At 67.9% G+C, this 17,350-nt stretch carries 17 protein-coding genes and 1 pseudogene; 5 read left to right on the plus strand and 13 right to left on the minus strand.

The window, feature by feature from the left end:
- Positions 1 to 63 precede the first annotated feature (63 nt).
- From ACFXP9_RS09555 to ACFXP9_RS09575, 5 genes are read right to left on the minus strand one after another with little or no spacing between them, the layout of a single operon-like run.
- Positions 64 to 573: a DUF3035 domain-containing protein gene (locus ACFXP9_RS09555; RefSeq protein WP_397208513.1), complete on the minus strand. Its 510-nt coding sequence runs from the start codon at positions 571 to 573 to the stop codon at positions 64 to 66.
- A 32-nt stretch (positions 574 to 605) separates the two neighbouring features.
- Complete coding sequence (gene lspA, locus ACFXP9_RS09560; RefSeq protein ID WP_397208512.1) at positions 606 to 1,241, minus strand: signal peptidase II; 636 nt, start codon at positions 1,239 to 1,241, stop codon at positions 606 to 608.
- Positions 1,241 to 2,830 (minus strand): bifunctional phosphoribosylaminoimidazolecarboxamide formyltransferase/IMP cyclohydrolase, encoded by a 1,590-nt coding sequence (purH, locus tag ACFXP9_RS09565; RefSeq protein ID WP_397208511.1) that lies wholly within the window; start codon positions 2,828 to 2,830, stop codon positions 1,241 to 1,243. Before purH ends, lspA begins: the two co-directional genes overlap by 1 nt.
- Before the next feature lie 33 nt (positions 2,831 to 2,863).
- Positions 2,864 to 4,516, minus strand: a complete 1,653-nt coding sequence (locus ACFXP9_RS09570) for a heparinase II/III family protein (protein WP_397208510.1) — start codon at positions 4,514 to 4,516, stop codon at positions 2,864 to 2,866.
- A gap of 30 nt (positions 4,517 to 4,546) precedes the next feature.
- Positions 4,547 to 5,869, minus strand: a complete 1,323-nt coding sequence (locus ACFXP9_RS09575) for an RsmB/NOP family class I SAM-dependent RNA methyltransferase (RefSeq protein ID WP_397208509.1) — start codon at positions 5,867 to 5,869, stop codon at positions 4,547 to 4,549.
- Between the two features lie 55 nt (positions 5,870 to 5,924).
- Between ACFXP9_RS09575 and ACFXP9_RS09580 the strand changes: the two genes are divergently transcribed.
- Positions 5,925 to 6,098, plus strand: coding sequence for a DUF1674 domain-containing protein (locus ACFXP9_RS09580; RefSeq protein ID WP_397208508.1), 174 nt, complete (start codon positions 5,925 to 5,927; stop codon positions 6,096 to 6,098).
- Between the two features lie 148 nt (positions 6,099 to 6,246).
- Here the strand turns inward: ACFXP9_RS09580 and dapB are convergent, their stop codons facing one another.
- Positions 6,247 to 7,059, minus strand: coding sequence for a 4-hydroxy-tetrahydrodipicolinate reductase (gene dapB, locus ACFXP9_RS09585; RefSeq protein WP_397208507.1), 813 nt, complete (start codon positions 7,057 to 7,059; stop codon positions 6,247 to 6,249).
- Positions 7,060 to 7,123: 64 nt separating this feature from the next.
- Between dapB and rbfA the strand changes: the two genes are divergently transcribed.
- The 3 genes from rbfA to truB are packed head-to-tail and all read left to right on the plus strand — an operon-like array spanning position 7,124 to position 9,232.
- Positions 7,124 to 7,555 carry a 30S ribosome-binding factor RbfA gene (gene rbfA, locus ACFXP9_RS09590; RefSeq protein ID WP_397208506.1) on the plus strand — a complete coding sequence of 144 codons (432 nt, stop codon included), beginning with the start codon at positions 7,124 to 7,126 and terminating at the stop codon, positions 7,553 to 7,555.
- On the plus strand, positions 7,539 to 8,306 hold the full coding sequence (locus ACFXP9_RS09595) for a phosphodiester glycosidase family protein (protein ID WP_397208505.1): 768 nt from the start codon (positions 7,539 to 7,541) through the stop codon (positions 8,304 to 8,306). Before rbfA ends, ACFXP9_RS09595 begins: the two co-directional genes overlap by 17 nt.
- Positions 8,307 to 8,338: 32 nt before the next feature.
- Positions 8,339 to 9,232: a tRNA pseudouridine(55) synthase TruB gene (gene truB / locus ACFXP9_RS09600; protein ID WP_397208504.1), complete on the plus strand. Its 894-nt coding sequence runs from the start codon at positions 8,339 to 8,341 to the stop codon at positions 9,230 to 9,232.
- On the opposite strand, the gene ACFXP9_RS09605 is transcribed toward truB, so the two are convergent.
- The 3 genes from ACFXP9_RS09605 to ACFXP9_RS09615 form a co-directional block, all read right to left on the minus strand.
- The gene (locus tag ACFXP9_RS09605) at positions 9,222 to 10,067 is read right to left on the minus strand and encodes a C40 family peptidase (protein WP_397208502.1); all 846 of its coding nucleotides are present in this window, start codon (positions 10,065 to 10,067) and stop codon (positions 9,222 to 9,224) included. The two genes, truB and ACFXP9_RS09605, sit on opposite strands and share 11 nt — an antisense overlap.
- The gene (locus tag ACFXP9_RS09610) at positions 10,064 to 11,452 is read right to left on the minus strand and encodes a leucyl aminopeptidase family protein (protein ID WP_397208501.1); all 1,389 of its coding nucleotides are present in this window, start codon (positions 11,450 to 11,452) and stop codon (positions 10,064 to 10,066) included. The genes ACFXP9_RS09605 and ACFXP9_RS09610 overlap by 4 nt, the downstream gene beginning before the upstream one ends.
- A 61-nt stretch (positions 11,453 to 11,513) precedes the next feature.
- Positions 11,514 to 11,891 carry a hypothetical protein gene (locus tag ACFXP9_RS09615; RefSeq protein WP_397208500.1) on the minus strand — a complete coding sequence of 126 codons (378 nt, stop codon included), beginning with the start codon at positions 11,889 to 11,891 and terminating at the stop codon, positions 11,514 to 11,516.
- A 144-nt stretch (positions 11,892 to 12,035) separates the two neighbouring features.
- Between ACFXP9_RS09615 and ACFXP9_RS09620 the strand changes: the two genes are divergently transcribed.
- Positions 12,036 to 12,680: a carbonic anhydrase gene (locus tag ACFXP9_RS09620; RefSeq protein ID WP_397208499.1), complete on the plus strand. Its 645-nt coding sequence runs from the start codon at positions 12,036 to 12,038 to the stop codon at positions 12,678 to 12,680.
- Positions 12,681 to 12,947: 267 nt separating this feature from the next.
- On the opposite strand, the gene ACFXP9_RS09625 is transcribed toward ACFXP9_RS09620, so the two are convergent.
- The 4 genes and pseudogenes from ACFXP9_RS09625 to ACFXP9_RS09640 form a co-directional block, all read right to left on the minus strand.
- Positions 12,948 to 13,970: an aspartate-semialdehyde dehydrogenase gene (locus ACFXP9_RS09625; RefSeq protein WP_397208498.1), complete on the minus strand. Its 1,023-nt coding sequence runs from the start codon at positions 13,968 to 13,970 to the stop codon at positions 12,948 to 12,950.
- Between the two features lie 75 nt (positions 13,971 to 14,045).
- Positions 14,046 to 14,660, minus strand: coding sequence for a glycosyltransferase family 29 protein (locus ACFXP9_RS09630; RefSeq protein WP_397208497.1), 615 nt, complete (start codon positions 14,658 to 14,660; stop codon positions 14,046 to 14,048).
- A gap of 416 nt (positions 14,661 to 15,076) precedes the next feature.
- Positions 15,077 to 16,099, minus strand: a pseudogene (locus ACFXP9_RS09635) (glycosyltransferase family 4 protein); the annotation flags it as partial.
- The gene (locus ACFXP9_RS09640; RefSeq protein ID WP_397208496.1) at positions 16,092 to 17,288 is read right to left on the minus strand and encodes an MFS transporter; all 1,197 of its coding nucleotides are present in this window, start codon (positions 17,286 to 17,288) and stop codon (positions 16,092 to 16,094) included. The gene ACFXP9_RS09640 and the pseudogene ACFXP9_RS09635, both read right to left, overlap by 8 nt.
- Positions 17,289 to 17,350: the final 62 nt, after the last annotated feature.

Genomic DNA, 17,350 nt, shown 5'->3' on the forward strand with positions numbered 1-17,350 from the left:
GTCAGCGGCGGGGTGCCAGCGGGGGCGCCGGCCTGCTGACCGGGGCTGGTTTGTTTGACCGGCTTATTTGGGCGGGGCCGAGGGCGTGCGCGCACCGGCGCGGCGCCAGCGTTCCATCTCTGCCCAACTGTCCAGCGTGAATGGCTCATACGCGCGGTAATAGACATTGGTGCGGGCCAGAACCTCAAGCAGGCGGCGGGAATGGCGGCTGCGCCAGTCCTGATCCTCGGCGGCCAGTTGCGCGCGGATGTCGGGCTGTGCGCCGCGACGGCTGGCATGGGCAACAAGCGCGGCATCATTGGCCGCAACGCCGCGATCCTGCAATGCGGCGGGGCTGCCGCCAAGTGCAGCAACGGCATCGGCCTTGGGCGTCGGGTCGGTGATGTTGGACCCGCCCGGCGTCGGCGCAGGCAGGGTGTTCAGGTCGGGCGGCATTTGCAGCGGTTTGGTCGGCAGGACGGAAAATTCGTCCGGGCCGTCGCCGCTGCCAAGGTTCATAAGCTGCGGATCGCTGCTGCACGCGGCCAAAGCCGTGAATGCCGTGATCGTCAGTGTCGCTGCCAATGCCCGCATGACCGCCCTCTTTTGCGATGATCCGCCTTGTTCTAGCGTCCTTTTCGGCCCGCGTCACGGGGCTTGTTCCGCGCCGCGGCGGGTTTTGTCCCGCCCGGTTGCAGCACCAGCCCGAAGGCCCCGGCGAAAATGGCGATATCAGCGATGTTAAAGCTGTAGGGATTGCGCCAGTTCGGCAGCGACATATTCAGGAAATCGGCCACCGCGCCATAGGTCGCGCGGTCGATCACATTCCCCAGCGCGCCACCGATCAGCAGCCCCGCCGCGACCTGCGCAAAGCGGCCCGGACGGGTGCGCCACAGCCACAGCGCCACCCATGCGCAAACCGCCAGCGCCACCGCGATCAGCAGCCAGCGCGCGGTATTCTGGTCTGACGCGAACAGCCCGAAATTCACCCCCTGATTCCACGCCATGCGCAGGTTCAGCCACGGGTCCAGAACCTCAAGCTGCTGAATGCGGTCCAGTTCAAGCACCTGCACGACGATATATTTCGACAGCTGGTCCAGCGCCACGACCAGCATCGTCACCAGCGCCGCCAGCCCAAGGCCGGGCGGCGGCGGGGGCGCCTTGCGCGTGCGCGGCTTGCGCGGGGTCGCGGGTTTGGCGGGCTTTGGCGGGGCGGGCTTGTCGCCCGCGCCAAAGTCGAACTGGGGCTGCTGACCGGACATCAGTGACGGAAATGCCGCTGGCCGGTAAAGACCATGGCCAGCCCAAGGCGGTTGGCGGCCTCGATCACCTCGGCGTCACGCATCGACCCGCCGGGCTGGATCACGGCTTTGGCACCGGCCTGGGCCAGCGCCTCGATCCCGTCGGCAAAGGGGAAGAACGCGTCGGAGGCCACCGCCGCGCCATCGGTCAGCGGCGCGTCCAGACTCAGCACCTGCGCCGCGTCCAGCGACTTGGTGCGGCCGATGCGGGTGCTGTCGACGCGGCTCATCTGGCCGGCGCCGATGCCGACCGTGGCCAGATCGCGGGCGTAAACGATGGCGTTCGATTTCACATGCTTGGCGACCGTCCAGGCAAACAGCAGATCGGCCAGTTCGGCATCGGTCGGCTGGCGTTCGGTCACGACCTTCAGATCGGCGGCGGTGACATGGCCATTGTCGCGGCCCTGCACCAGAAACCCGCCCGACACCTGACGGAAGGTCAGCCCCCCGGCCCGCGCATCGGGCAACCCGCCGGTGGTCAGCAGGCGCAGGTTCTTTTTCGCGGCAAAGACCTCGCGCGCCTCGGGCGAGGCATCGGGGGCGATGACGACCTCGGTAAAGATCTGGGTGATGGCGCGGGCGGTCTCGGCGTCCAGCGGCTGGTTCAGGGCGATAATGCCGCCAAACGCGCTGGTGCGGTCACAGTCGAAGGCCCGGGCGTAGGCCTCGGCGGCGCTGTCGCCGCGCGCCACGCCGCAGGGGTTGGCGTGTTTGATGATCGCGCAGGCGGGGCCTTGGGCGGGGTCGAATTCGGCCACCAGTTCAAACGCGGCATCAGTGTCGTTGATATTGTTATAGGACAGTTCCTTGCCCTGCCACTGACGCGCGGTGGCCACGCCCGGACGGCCCGAGCCATCGGTATAGAAGGCCGCCGCCTGATGCGGGTTCTCGCCATAGCGCAGCGGTTGCGCCAGCACCCCGGCAAAGGCGCGGCGGCGCGGCGTGTCCTGCCCGATGGCGCCGGCCATCCAGCCACTGACCGCCGCGTCATAAGCCGCCGTGCGGGCATAGGCGATCTGGGCCTGACGCTGACGGAAGGCCAGCGTGGTGGCGTCGTCATTGGCGTCCAGTTCGGCCAGCAGGGCGTCGTAATCCTGAACGTCGACGATGGTGGTCACAAAGGCATGGTTCTTGGCCGCCGCGCGGATCATTGCCGGGCCGCCAATGTCGATATTTTCAATGCAATCGGCATAGCCGGCGCCTTTGGCGACCGTATCCTCGAACGGGTAAAGGTTCACCACCAGCAGGTCGATCCCCTCGATCCCGTGGCTTTCCATCGCGGCCAGATGTTCGTCATTGTCGCGCAGCGCCAGCAGGCCGCCATGCACCTTGGGGTGCAGGGTCTTGACGCGCCCGTCCATCATTTCGGGAAAGCCGGTCACATCGGCCACATCGCGCACCGACATCCCGGCCTCGCGCAGGGCTTTGGCGGTGCCGCCGGTCGACAGCAACTGGACCCCGCGCGCCGACAGTTTGCGGGCAAAGTCGATCAGCCCGGTCTTGTCGGAAACCGAAATCAGGGCGCGGTTCAGGGGGATGCGGTCGGTCATGGCAGTGGCCTTTGCGGTTTGTTCGGATGGGTGTCAGCTAAACCTTGCCCGCCCGAAGGTCCAGCCAATCTGCATGGCGGGGCCGGACAGCGCGGCGGAAAGCACGATCTGATGGGTGGCGACCGGCTGGATGTCGGCGCTGTCCAGCCAGGCCGATGGTTCCAGCGACAGATCGGCCAGCCCGTCATGGGCGAATTGCCACAGCTCGCCACCGGGCAGGTCCAGCGCGACCCAGTCGTCGACGATCTCGGGCTGGATATCGGGATGCAGGTGAAAGCGGATGGTAAAGGGCAGGGCGCTGGCGCCGGTAGCCTCGGCCAGCCGGGCCTGATCGGGGTCGGACAGGGCGGCCAGCGAATCCTCGCCGCGCAGCGATGCGCCGTCGGGGTCCAGCCACAATTCGCGCAGATGGGTCAGGCCGTGGCTGCTTTGCCAGCCATTATGCCCGGCCAGCAGATGCGCGGGTGACCCGGCATGGGCGGGGCCGGTATCGGGGGCGAACAGGTTGCCATCGGCATCGGCCTCGCCAGCCCAGACATGGGTCGGCAGGTCGGTCAGCCGGTCGCCGCCCGCGCCTTTGGCGCCGCGTTCCAGCCGTGACGATGACAGGCCGGTCACACACAGCGTCGAATGGCAGGGCGTGGCACGGCTGGCCCGCGCCCAACCCGGCCCGAACAGCCGCCCCGAGCCGCAGGACACCACCAGCGGATGCCGCGCCACCGTCAGTTCAAACCCCAGCGTCGAGGCATGGGCCGTGCGCGCCCCATCGCCCGAGGGCGGCGCGGCGGCGTCGATGACCAGCGTGGTCCGCGACCGCGCCATGCGGGCATAGCCCATGGCCAGACCGGGTTCGGCCACCGCCGGTCCGCGTGCGGCGCGCAGCGCGTGGTCCAGCCGCCCCGCCACCCCGCGCCCGCCGCCGTGAAACCGGGGCAGCATCCCGTCGGCATGGCGCAGCGCGCGCAGCACCGGCGCGGTGCGGTCGATGGCGCTGGCAAGCGCGTCGGGCAGGTCCAGCCCGGCGCTGCGGGTGGCCTCGGACACCCAGACCAGCAGGCTGAACGTGTCCAGCAATTCCTCGGGGTTGCGTGACGGCACGGTGCCCTGCGCCAGCGTCTGACCGGCCTGAACCGCCAGATCCGACAGCGCCGGGGCAATGCGGGCCTGCGCGCCGTTCAGGGCGGTGGCGGCAATGAACAGCCCGGCCAGCGCCTCGATCCGGGCGGGGCCGGACGGGGCCTCGGACCAATGCGTCGCCAGATGGGCCAGCTGTTCGTGCAGCGCCGCGAAAAAGGGCGCGCGGGCGTCGCTGTCCAGCCCTGTCAGGATCATGCCGCCGTGGAACACCCAGCGCAGCACGCGGCGGCCGGTGATGGCGGGGCGCCATTCGCGGCCCTCGGCGGGGGTGGGGTGATCCTCGATCCAGTCCAGCACCCGGCGCTGCGCCAGCGAGCGGGCGGCAGGGGTGTTGACGGCGGCCAGATCGTCCAGCCAGCGAAAGCCGTGCAATTCGTCGGCATAGGCCGCCGACGGGGGCTTTTGCGCAAACGGATCGCCCGACAGGCTGCCCCCCGGCAGGCGCAGCTCTCCGCCTGCGATGTCCTGTCCGCGCGCAGGGTTGCCAAGTGCCCTTGGTTCGGGCGGGCGGGTGAAACCTTGGGGGCGGGCCGTGGATTCGTCCGGCATCGGGCTGTCCTTTCCAGATCGCCGCCAGATTTACGGCGCGACCGGGGCCTTGCGCAAGCGGGCCATGAAAAACCCGTCCATGCCGCCTTGCGCAGGCCAGAAATCGGGCCGCAGGCGCAGGCCGTAATCGCCGCGCCAATCCGGGTCGATCCACGGGAAATCGGGCATCTCGGGCGCAATATCGCGGCGGCGGGCCAGAAGGGCGGCGATCTGGTCTTCGCCCTCGGCGGGCAACAGCGAACAGGTGGCAAAAACCAGTCGCCCGCCCGGTGCCAGCATGTCCAGCGCGTGATCCAGCAGCCGCGCCTGCAAGTCGGCCAGCCCGGCAATGGCGCTGCCATCACGCAGCACCGGCAGGTCGGGATGGCGGCGGATGGTGCCGGTGGCCGAACAGGGCGCGTCCAGCAAAATGGCGTCGGGCGGGGTCGCAGGGCGCCAGTCCAGCGCATCCCCTGCCACGACCGAGGCCGCCAGCCCACAGCGCGACAGGTTCTGATGCAGCCGCGCCAGCCGCGATTCCGACAGGTCCAGCGCAGTAACAACCGCCCCCGCCGCCGCCAGTTGCAGGGTCTTGCCCCCCGGCGCGGCGCACAGATCGGTAATCACCTCGCCGGGCTGCGGGTCCAGCAGGCGCACCGGCAAAGCCGCTGCGGCATCCTGAACCCACCAGGCCCCGGAATCATATCCGGGCAGGGCGCTGACCTGCGCCCCGGTTGGCAGCCGCAGCGACCCGGTCGGCAATATCTGCCCCATCGCGGTCAGTTCATCGGGGAAGGCCTGTCTGGCGGTCAGGTCCAGCGCCGCGCCGGCCTGATGCGCGGCCTCGACAGCGGCGGCGACCGGCGCGCCCCAGGCCGCAACCACCGGTGCCCGCAGCCAGTCCGGCAGGTGCTGCGGCGGCAGGGCGTCCCATGCCGCCTGCTGGTCCGACAGCTTGCGCAGAACCGCGTTCACCATGCCGCTGGCAGCGCGGCCCTTTGGTCCCGATGCCCGCGCCGCCTGAACCGCCGCGTTGACGACACCATGCGGTGCCTGACCCAGCGCCAGCATCTCGGTCACGGCAAGGCGCAGAATGTCGCGGATCTCGGGGCGGGGGGTGCGGGCCAGATGCGGGGCCAGCAGGGTGTCGGCCTGTTCCGCATGGCGCAGAACCGCCAGCGCCAGCCGCTGGGCGCGCGCGCGATTGGCCGGGTCATGGGCGGCCAGCGCGCCGGTGGCAATGCTGTCCGACAGCGTTGCCCCCTGCCGCAGCCCCGCCAACAGCACCAGCGCCCCCTGCCGGGCCGATGGCGCGGGGCGGGCATCCGCGTTGCGGCGATGCGGGGAACGGGGGCGCGATGCGGGCTTGTTCATGGGGCGAAGGCTCCTTACCTTTGGGGCGATGTAACCGTTTTCGACAGGCTGTGCCATGACTGAGAAACGCGACCTGCCCCCCGAGGCCCTGCGCGCCCTGGCCGAGGCCGAGGAACGCCGCAAGAACGCCGCGCCGCTGGACCTGCCCAGGGAATATGGAGGCCGCGACGGACCCGAACCGGTGCGGTTCGGTGATTACGAGAAAAAGGGCATCGCCGTCGATTTTTGACGCCGCCTTCCGTGGCGGACCGGGCGCGCAGGGGGCGCTGCCCCCATCGGCTGTGCCGATTCCCCCGAGGTATTTCTGACAGGCGCGAGGGACGGGCTTCTTTGTTGCCCAAATACCCCGGGGTCCGGGGCAGCGCCCCGGTGCGGCATCAGCCGTTCAGCCCCAGCACATCGGTCATGTCATATTCCCCCGGCCCCTTGTCCTGACCCCACAGCACCGCGCGCAGGGCGCCGCGGGCAAAGATGGCGCGGTCGGTGGCCAGATGGCGCAGCACGATACGTTCGCCGGCGCCGGCAAAGATCACGTCATGTTCGCCCACGATGTCACCGCCACGGATGGCGGAAAACCCGATGCTGCCGGGGCGGCGTTCGCCGGTGATGCCTTCGCGGGCGGCGGTGCGCAGGTCGGGCAGGCTGTGGCCACGACCTTCGGCGGCGGCTTGTCCCAGCATCAGCGCGGTCCCCGAGGGTGCGTCGACCTTGTGGCGGTGATGGGCCTCGACCACCTCGATATCCCAGTCCTCGCCAAGGGCGGCGGCGACCTTGCGGGTCAGGGCGGTCAGCAGGTTGACGCCAAGGCTCATGTTTCCGGCGCGGATGATGGGGGCGTGGCGGGCGGCGGCGGACAGTCTGGCCAGATCATCATCGCTGAGGCCGGTGGTGCCGATCACATGCACTGCGCGCGCCTGTGCGGTCAGTTCGGCAAAGGCCACGGTCGCGGCAGGGGTGGTAAAGTCGATGACCCCCTGCGCGGCGGCAATGGCGGCGACCGCGTCATCGGTCACGGTCACGCCGACCGGCGCGCCGCCCATGGCCTGACCCACATCCTGTCCGACCCAAGGGTGCCCGCTGCGTTCCACCGCCCCGGCCAGCCGCGCATCGGGGCTGGCCAGAATTTCGCGGATCAGCATCTGCCCCATACGGCCTGACGCGCCCGTTACGGTGATTCCCGGCTTGTCCATTTTGCGCTGTCCTTTCCGTTTTCCCCTTCTGTAGCCCGTTGCGGCGCGCCCCGCGACCCCCTAGATGTGGGCCATGGCAAACCGATTTCATCAGGGCCACGGCCCGTCGCAACGACAGCTTCGTGTGGGGGAACTGATCCGCCGCACCCTGTCCGATGTTCTTTTGCGGGGCGATGTCCATGACCCGGACCTCAACCGCCACTCGATCACCGTGGGCGAGGTGCGGACCTCGCCCGACCTGAAGGTGGCCACGGCCTATGTGTTGCCGCTGGGTGGCCGTGACGCCGAGGGGGCGCTGGCCGCGCTGCGCCGCAACGCGCCCGAGCTGCGGCATCTGGTCGCCAGGGGGATGACGCTGAAATATGCGCCGCAGCTGCGTTTCGTGCTGGACGAGACTTTCGACCGCATGGATGACACCCGCCGGATGCTGTCCGAGGACCGCGTGCGCCGCGATGTCGATGGCGCGGCGGATCAGCCGGATGATGATGCAGATTAAGCGCCGGCTGGCGCTGGGGATCGGCGCGCTGCTGGCGATGACCCTGCCCGCCGCCGCCAGCCTGTGCGCGCATCGCGACCATGACGGGCAGGGCTATACCGTCTGCACCGTGCCCGCCCTGCGCGAGGCGGATCTGCGGCTGTGGATGCAGGCCCCCGACGGCAAGCCCTTTGGCGATTTCACCCGCATCCGCGCGGGTTTGCCACAGGATGAGGTGCTGGCCTTTGCAATGAATGCCGGGATGTTTCACCCCGATTACGCGCCGGTCGGCCTGTTGGTTCAGGACGGCCAGCAGCAGGCACCGCTGGTCACGGCGGGCGGTGGCGGTAATTTCGGGATGCTGCCCAATGGTGTGTTCTGCACTGGCGGGCAGCGGCCCTTTCAGGTGATCGAAAGCCGCGCCTTCGCCAAGGCCCGGCCCGATTGCCGGCTGGCCACGCAATCGGGTCCGATGCTGGTGATCGACGGCAAGCTGCACCCGCGCTTTTTGGTCGATTCCGACAGCCGCTATATTCGCAACGGGGTGGGGGTGTCGCCGGACGGGCAGGTGGCGTGGTTCGCGATTTCTGACCGGCCGGTGACGTTTCACGAATTCGGGCGGATGTTTCGCGACGGTCTGGGCGCGCGCGATGCGCTGTATTTCGATGGCTCGGTCAGTCGTCTTTATGCCCCCGATCTGCGGCGTGCCGACTGGGGGCGCCCGCTGGGGCCGATCATCGGGCTGGTTGACGGGGCCGGTCAGGCCCGCTAAGCGGCGCTGCTTTGATGGACAGGGGTTGCAAGATGGCGCGCAAGAAGGGCCGCGATATTTCCGGCTGGCTGGTGGTCGACAAGCCTGCGGGCGTTGGGTCAACCGATGTGGTGGGCAAGGTTCGCTGGGCGCTGGATGCGAAAAAGGCGGGCCATGCCGGCACGCTGGACCCGGACGCGACCGGCCTGCTGGCCGTGGCGCTGGGCGAGGCGACCAAGACCGTGCCGCTGATCACTGACGCGCTGAAATGCTATGACTTCACGGTGAACTGGGGCGCGGAAACCGCGACTGACGATGCCTCGGGTCAGGTGCTGAAGCGGTCCGATTTGCGTCCCACGCCGCAACAGGTTCAGGATGCGCTGGCGGGCTATGTCGGGGACATCATGCAGGTGCCGCCGGCGGTATCGGCGGTCAAGGTCGATGGTGCGCGCGCCTATGATCTGGCCCGCGAGGGCGAGGATTTCGAACTGGCCGCGCGCCCGCTTTACGTTGACAGCCTTGACGTGCTGGCGCTGCGCGACGGGCAGGCCGACCTGCGCATGGTCTGCGGCAAGGGCGGGTATGTCCGCGCGATTGCCCGCGATCTGGGGCGCGATCTGGGCTGTCTTGGCCATGTCGACCACCTGCGCCGCGTCTGGTCCGGGCCGTTTGATCTGGCCGATGCGGTGCCGTTCGACCAGATCGACCGCGCCCATCAGCCCGCGCTGGAGGCGCGTCTGCTGCCGCTGCACACCGCGCTGGCAGACCTGCCCGAGATGCGCGCCACACCCGAAGGCGCCACCCGTATCCGCAACGGCAACCCCGGTCAGGTCATCGGGACTGCCGGTTTTGGCGACACGGTCTGGGTCAGCGCTGGCGGTCAGGCGCTGTGCGTGGGCCGCTATATGGGCGGCGAGGTTCACCCCAGCCGGGTCTTCAACCTGTGACAGCGGCCTGCGGCCAGGGCGGTCTGCGGGCGTCCAGAAACGGGCCATCGCCCGCCGCCTGAATCCGGGTTTTGGCGGCGCTGATCGCTTCGTGACAGACCGCCATGGCGTTGGCATTGGCGTGGATCATCCTGTCCGGGCCGCTGACCATGGCCACATGGCCGGGCCAGAACAACAGGTCGCCACGGCGCAGATCCCCCGTCGCCACCGGAAACGCCGCGCGTTGCAGGTCGCTGTCGCCGGGGCAGGCCAGCCCGCAGGCGGTTGCCGCCGCCTGCACCAGCCCGGAACAGTCGATCCCCCCCCGGCTGTTGCCGCCCCACAGATAGGGCGTGTGCAACAAGCGTTCCGCCACCGCGACAGGGTCGGTGTCAGGGCGGTCGGTGATGTGCTGGACCGGCACGAAGCCACCACCTGACAGCGCTGCGAAACGGCCCTGAATGCCGGTGACGGACAGGCGGCTGTTCAGGGTCAGCGACGCGACCTCGCGCGACTTGAAATCGGGCTGGGGATAGATCTGTGTGGCCGCCGCCGCCACGCGGTGGGTCAGATGCGGGCGGTCAGCGGTCAGCGCATCGCTGCGCAGCCAGCCGCAATATCCATCCAGCGCCGATTGCACAAAGGACCAGTCGCCATCGGCCTGGATCAGGGTCAGGTCGGTGCCGAAAATCACCTGCCGGTCGCGGGGGCCATCCGGGCTGCGGCACAGATCGGCCAGGGGGACGGCCAGCCGCCGTGCCGCGCCATCGGTCCATTCCGGCCGGTCCAGCACGCCGCGCAGGCTGGTCAGGGCGATACGGTCGGTGGCGGGCGTCAGGCGGCGGTCCGGGGTCATGACAGCAGGTCCGGCAGGGCCGTCAGGATGGCGCGGGCGCCTTGTCCGACCGCGCCTTTGGGCCGGCCCGGTCCGGCCGTGGGTTGCCAGCCATAGATGTCGAAATGCGCATAGCGCCGCGCCCCTTCGGTAAAGCGGCGCAGGAACAGCGCCGCCGTGATCGAGCCGGCAAAACCGCCCCCCGGCGCGTTGTCCAGATCAGCAATGGCGGGTTCGATCATCGCCTCGTAGGGTTCCCAGAACGGCATCCGCCAGACCGGGTCGGCGGCGGATTGTCCGGCGGCGACCAGCGCCGTCGCGGCGGCATCGTCGTCGCAGTAAAACGGCGGCAGGTCCGGTCCCAGCGCCACCCGCGCCGCGCCGGTCAGCGTCGCCATCGAGATCAGCAGATCCGGCCCCTCCTCGGCCGCGAGGGCCAGCGCGTCGGCCAGCACCAAGCGCCCCTCGGCGTCGGTGTTGTTCACCTCGACCGTCAGGCCCTTGCGACTGGTCAGCACGTCGCTGGGGCGGAAGGCGTTGCCCGCAACCGCGTTTTCCACCGCCGGAATCAGCACCCGCAGGCGCAGGTCGCGCGCCGCGCCGGTTTCCACCAGCATCGAGGCCAGCCCCAGAACCGTCGCCGCGCCGCCCATGTCCTTTTTCATCAGCGCCATCGAATTGCCGGGTTTCAGGTTCAGCCCGCCGGTGTCAAAACACACGCCCTTGCCGACCAGCGTCACCTGCGGCCCGCTGTCGCCAAAGCGCAGGTCGATCAGGCGCGGCGCCTGTGCCCCGGCGCGGCCCACCGCGTGGATCATCGGCAGGTTCTGGTCGCGCAACTGGTCACCGCGCAGCACCGTCGCCTGACCGCCAAGCCGCTGCGCCAGATCCAGCGCGGCGGCCTCCAGATCGTCGGGGCCCATGTCGCTGGCCGGGGTGTTGATCAGGTCGCGGGTCAGAAATTCGGCCCGCGCCATGGCCTCGACCCGTGCGGCATCGACGCCTTGGGGCAGCACCAGCGCCGCGCTGCCGGATTTGCCGGGTTTATAGCGGTCAAATCCATACCCCCCCAGCAGCCACGACAGGGCCGCCACCGCAGGGGGCAGGCTGTCGGGCAGATCGCGCAGCTGCCAGGTGCTGTCCGCAGGCAGCGCCTCGGCTGCGCGGGCCAGAATGAAGCGGTCGCGCCGCCGTGCCGGGTCGGCTGGCCCCATCCCGAACAGCGCCCCTGCCAGCCGGCCACCCCCCGCAGGCAGCAGGCAAAGCTGGCCGGCCTTGCCGGAAAACCCGGTCAGCGCGGCCCAGTCACGACTGGCCGGTGACAGGGCGTCAGGCAGCGGCTGATCCTGCAAGACCAGCCACAGCGGCAGGGCATTTTCGGGCGAGGCGACAAGGCGCGTGGTCATCGGTGGGTCCTTTTGTGGTGCTGCGTCACCCTATCGGTTGGGGCGCGCGGCGCAAGCCGGGCTAATCCCATTCGGTGCTGTCCCAGATCTGGGTGACCGAACGGTTTCCCACCCGCAGCAGCCGCGCCACCGTGGCGGCCAGTGCGGGCCGGTCGCGCAGACTGCAACAGGCGACCACGTCGATGGCAATACCCGACAACGTGACCAGACCGACCTGCCAGGCCAGCCGCGCCAGGCGGGCCGCGCGATCGGACACCTGCGCCAGATCGTCATCTGCGAAAGCTGCATCGACCACCTTCAGCCCGCTGGCGATCTGTTCCAGCGCCAGCCCGATCACGTTTTGCGCCGCATGTTCCCCCAGTTCATCCACGATGTCGCCGACCCTGTTCGCGTCGATATGAACGGGTTCTTCCACCGCGATCACTGCCACTTTCCTCATCACCATCTCCACCACTTGCGGCCTGTTGCGAGGGTGAAGATGGCACCAAATCGTCAATAAATTGTTACGCCCGACGCGATCTGGCCCTGTTACTTACTGAAAACTTTTCCTATTCTGCACGCAATCAGCCAGGAGTTGCCCCCGATGGTCCCTTCGCGCCCTCTGCCGCAATATCTTGTCCAGCGTTTTCATGGCTGGCGTGCGACCTCCTACACCGAAAACCGCGCGTGGTATCGACGGCTTGTCGATGAAGGCCAGCGTCCGCGGGCGATGGTCATTTCGTGCTGCGATTCACGCGTGCATGTCACCAGCCTGTTCGGCGCCGATTCGGGCGAGTTCTTTATTCACCGCAATATCGCCAATCTGGTGCCGCCTTACGCGCCGGACGGGTTGCAGCACGGCACATCCGCAGCGGTGGAATACGCGGTGAACGCACTGAAAGTCGCGCATCTGATCGTTATGGGGCACACCAATTGCGGTGGCGTGGCGGGCTGTCACGCGATGTGTTCCGGCCACGCGCCCGAGCTTGAGGAAAAAAGCAGCTTCGTCGGTCGTTGGATGGACATCCTGCGCCCCGGATACGAGCGCATCTCGGACCTGCCGGACGAGCGCCAGATCCCCGAACTGGAACGTCAGGCCGTGTTGATTTCGCTGGAAAATCTGATGACCTTCCCATTCGTGAAATCGGCGGTGGAAAGCGGGCAGCTGTCGCTGCACGGGCTGGTTCACGACATTGCCGAAGGGCAGCTGATTCAGCACATGGGCGATGGGTCTTTTGCCGCTGTCTGAGGCGGTTTAACCGAATCTCAATCAGTTGCTGCCATGATGGGTCCGAATCGAACCGGACCCATCATGTTGTTGCTGTTCCTGATATGCCTGATCCTGCCGCTGGTCGCTGACCATGCGTCGCCGCCTTTCGGCGCTGTATCCGGCTGGCGGAACAGAAAAAGTCACCCGCGGCGGGGTGCCTTCATTGCCTGCGATCACCCGTCAGGGCGGGCGTTCGCTGCGCAGCGTGGCCCACCCGGACTGTTCCGGACGGGCCGATGGCCACGATCAGCCTTTTTTCAGGCAGCGATTGCCAAGCAGTTCCGCAATCTGAACCGCGTTCAGGGCGGCACCCTTGCGCAGGTTGTCGCTGACGCACCACAGGTTCAGGCCGTTTTCGATGGTCGAATCCTGACGGATGCGGCTGATAAAGGTGGCGAAATCACCCACGCATTCGACCGGGGTCGTGTATCCGCCCGGCTCGCGCTTGTCGACGACCAGAATGCCGGGGGCTTCGCGCAGGATGTCGCGGGCTTCGTCTTCGTCAAGGAAGTCCTCGAACTCGATATTGACGGCTTCCGAATGGCCGACAAAAACCGGCACCCGGACGCAGGTCGCGGTGACCCTGATCGACGGGTCGATGATCTTCTTGGTCTCGGCGACCATCTTCCATTCTTCTTTGGTCTGGCCGTCTTCCATGAACACGTCGATCTGCGGGATCACGTTGAAGGCGATCTGCTTTTGGAATTTCTGCGGCTCGACCTCCTGACCGGGGACGAACATGCCCTTGGTCTGGTTCCACAGCTCGTCCATGCCATCCTTGCCGGCGCCCGACACCGATTGATAGGTCGAAACAACGACACGCTTGATGCGCGCGCGGTCATGCAGCGGCTTCAGCGCCACCACCATCTGCGCGGTCGAGCAGTTGGGGTTCGCAATGATCATCTTGTTGCGATAGCCCTCGACTGCGTCGGGGTTTACCTCGGGGACGATCAGCGGGATCTGCGGGTCATAGCGATACAGGCTGGAGTTGTCGATGACCACACAGCCTTGATCTGCGGCGATCGGCGCATATTTTTTCGTCGCGTCCGAGCCGATGGCAAACAGCGCGATGTCATAGCCGGTAAAGTCAAAACCCTCGATATCCTTGGTCTTGAGGGTCTTGTCGCCAAAGCTGACCTCGGTGCCAATGCTCCGGCGCGACGCCAGAGCAACCACCTCGTCAGCAGGAAACTGGCGCTCGGCCAGAATATTCAGCATCTCACGGCCCACATTCCCCGTGGCACCGGCGACAACGACCCTATAGCCCATCAACGGCCTCCGTTCAGTCAAAACGCGCCATCTATAGGACGCCCGGACGCAAAGGGGAAGTGTCCAGAAGGCCAATCACGCCTGCAAAATGCGCGGATCGCTGGCCAAAAGCGCGCTGACCCAGGCCGATTCGGCGCTGAAATCATGTGGAACCTGATCCGCACGGCGCCGCCCCGACAGCGAGAGCGAGGCGAAAAAGTCGAATCCGTACAAGGTCAGCCGGTGCAAATTGCTGCGGGCCAGCAGGTCGATCATCATTGCGCCGGTGGTAGGCGGGGCGGCCAGCCTTGCGGCAAGGTCGCGGTAATCCGGCAGCGGATGCATATAGAAACCGGCGCTGCTGGCGGTGGCGTGGTCCAGCCGTTTTCGCTTGGGCGACATCCACAGAATGCGCTTGGGTGCCAGCCGCGCCCGGTCACGATCAGACAGGCGCGTCGCCAGCGCCAGCCAGTCCGTCCGTTGTCCATGGCTGGCGGGGTTGGGTATCGGGGCGCGGTTGATGCGAATAACCAGATCATGGGTGTCGATTTGGGCGCCGTGGCGTTGGTCGGCCAACGCGCGGGCATTCCCGATCAGCGCGACAGATCGCCCTGTCAGGCTGTCCAGCAGATCTTGCCGGGGCACCGACAGCGACGACAATGCGGCCTCGTCACGCAAGCTGCGGGCCAGATAAAAGCGAAACCGGTTCATGGCCTGGCCCGCGATCCCGTCAGGTCAGGGTTTGGGGCACCGTCGTTTCCCTTGGGGGTGGCGCTGTGACCGGGCTGGTCAGTGCTGCCTGTATCCGGGCCGGGTGGCACCGCGTCGTTTGGCTGGCGGTGGTGGTTTTGGGCGCCATCATCGGTCGCATGGGCGTGAGCCGTGGTGGCTCCGCCCGCTTGAATTTGCGCGCTGTCGCCGGTGATTGTCGCTGCATCTGGGGTGTCAGCAATCGCTGCCACGGGCGTGGTGCCGGGGTGGTTCTGATGCGCTGCGGTCAGCGGGGGTTGCGGCTGGCAGTCATCTGCGCCGCCGGACAGGTGGGTGGCCGCGCGCGAGGCCGGGGGAACGGTGCCATCTTGCTGCGCTTGGGGCGCGGGCGGCGGGGCCTTGCCGTCGGGGCTGTCCAGCATCCGGCGATACAGCGCGACCAGCGCGCGGGCCTCGGCCTCGATCGCGTGGTTGGTTACGGCGTGCTGGCGTGCGGCCTGTCCGGCACGGGCCAGCGCGGTGGGGTCGTCCAGCCAGCGCGCAATGGCCTGGGACAGGGTCGCGGGGTCGTTGGCGGCGACCAGTGTGCCGGTGTGCGGATCCGCGATCAGCTCCTCGAAGGCGCCGACGCGGGTGGCGACGACCGGCACGCCGCAGGCCATGGCCTCCAGCGGGGTCAGGCCAAAACCCTCCCATCGTTGCGGGGCGACGAACAGGTCCAGCGCGGCATACCAGTCCGCGATCTGGTCGACGGGAACTTCGGGCAGGAACAGGATGCGGTCGGTCAGACCGGCTGTGTCCACCTGTGCGCGCAGGTCGGTCAGATAGGCTTGATGCTTTTCCGTCGCGCGGCCCATGACCAGCGCGGTCACGCCGGGGCGGTCGCGCAGCACGGCCTGCATCGCCTGCACGAAATCACCGGTGCCTTTTTGCGCGCGGATGCGGCCGAAACACCCCACCAACAGCCCCGCAGGCAACCCCAGCCGGGCGCGCAGCGCGGCGCGGTCGCTGGCGGGGGCAAAGCGGTCCGTGTCGATGCCGTGGTGGATGACATGCGCCGGGTGGTCCAGATAGGCCGCCCCCCGCGCCGAGGTTGCGATCAGCGCGTCCATCCGCGCGATCAGCCATTTGGTATAGCCCGAATGCTGGCGCTGCGAGGCCGAGGTGAACAGAAGCCGGTATTTGCGCCGCAGAACATGACGCAGGGCCAGCCCCAGCAGCATTTCGGTATTGCGGCGCGCGTGCCAGACGCGCCAGCGGTCGCGGGGCAGGCTGGCGGCGCGCCACAGCGGAATATGCGGCACCTGCGGCGGCAGCCCCGGCCCGGTGGCGCGGATGCCGATCATGCCCGCCTGCACCGGCACCAGCCGCGCGATGGTGGCGGTGACGCCCGACAGGCGGCGTTTCAGGTTGGGGGCGATGACCTCGATGTCAGACATTGTCATGCTCGGATGTGAGGGTTGCGAAGATCAGCCAGCCAATGGCCGTCGGCACGAAGAAAAAGGCAAACAATGTGGTATAGGCGGTGACGGGCGGGGCGTTGGCGGCGGCGGCCTCGAATACGCCGCGCGACGAGAATTGCAACACCCCCGCCCCACCGATCGAGAAGGTGTTGAGGAACGTCACCCCGCGCCCCACCAGATATGGGGGCAACAGCGCCCGGCCATGGGCCATGAACAGCGCATAGGACGACCCGAACAGCGCGCAGCAGGTCAACAGCACCATCGCCAGCGCAAGGCTGTTATCCGGGAAGGCCATCAGCAGCGCCAGCGTGGTCAGCGTGCCGCCGTTCAGCACCAGAATGGCGCGGCGCGGGCTGCGCAGGGCGTGGGTCAGCGGGCCGGTCAGAAAGCTGCAAATGGTGATTGTGATGCTCATCAGCAGGGTGGCCCATCCGACGGTGGCGGGGCTGGCACCGAACACCTGATCCAGATACGGCCCCGCCCACAGCCCGCGAAACGCCGCCACCGTTGCATAGCCGCAAAACAGCAGCGGCAGCACCGGCCACAGCGCCCGGATGCGGATAATATCGGCCAGCGACCCGCTGCCCCCCGCCGGTGCCGGCAGGCTGGCCGGGTCGCGCACCAGCGTCAGGATCGCGACCGCGATCGCCAGCGTCAGCACCGCCAGCAGCCACAGCGTCACACGCCAGCCAAGCGCATCAACCAGCCACACCAGCGGCACCGAGCTGAGGATATTGCCAAGGTTTCCCAGCCCCAGCGCGATCCCGGCCAGCGTGGCAAAGGCGGCGGGCGGGTGGTTGCGGGCAAAGATGTAATAGGTGCCCATCAGCACCGGCCCACAGCCAAGCCCGATCAGCGTCATCGCGGCATGGATGGCGACCGGCCCCTGCGCCATGGCGAACAGCGCCGCCCCGCCCGCCCCGCCAATGGCCAGCAGCCAGCCCACCGTGCGGCGCGGGCCAAAGCGGTCCAGCCCCCAGCCGATGGCCACCTGCGGTGCGGCGAAGGCCAGAAACCACAGCCCGGACGACCACGCCAGATCCCCCGCCGACACCCCCAGTTCGGTCATCAGCAACGGCGCCATCACCGCCAGAAACGCGCGGTAAAACTGGCTGAGCATATAGCCCGCCACAAGCGAGATCATTCCGGCATTGAACAGCGCCATGCGTCACCTGTCCTGAGGTTGTGCCAAGCTGGGGCAGAAGCGGCACGGGCGCAAGCCCTGCC

The organism is Paracoccus jiaweipingae (genome assembly GCF_044335505.1).
Lineage (GTDB): Bacteria > Pseudomonadota > Alphaproteobacteria > Rhodobacterales > Rhodobacteraceae > Paracoccus.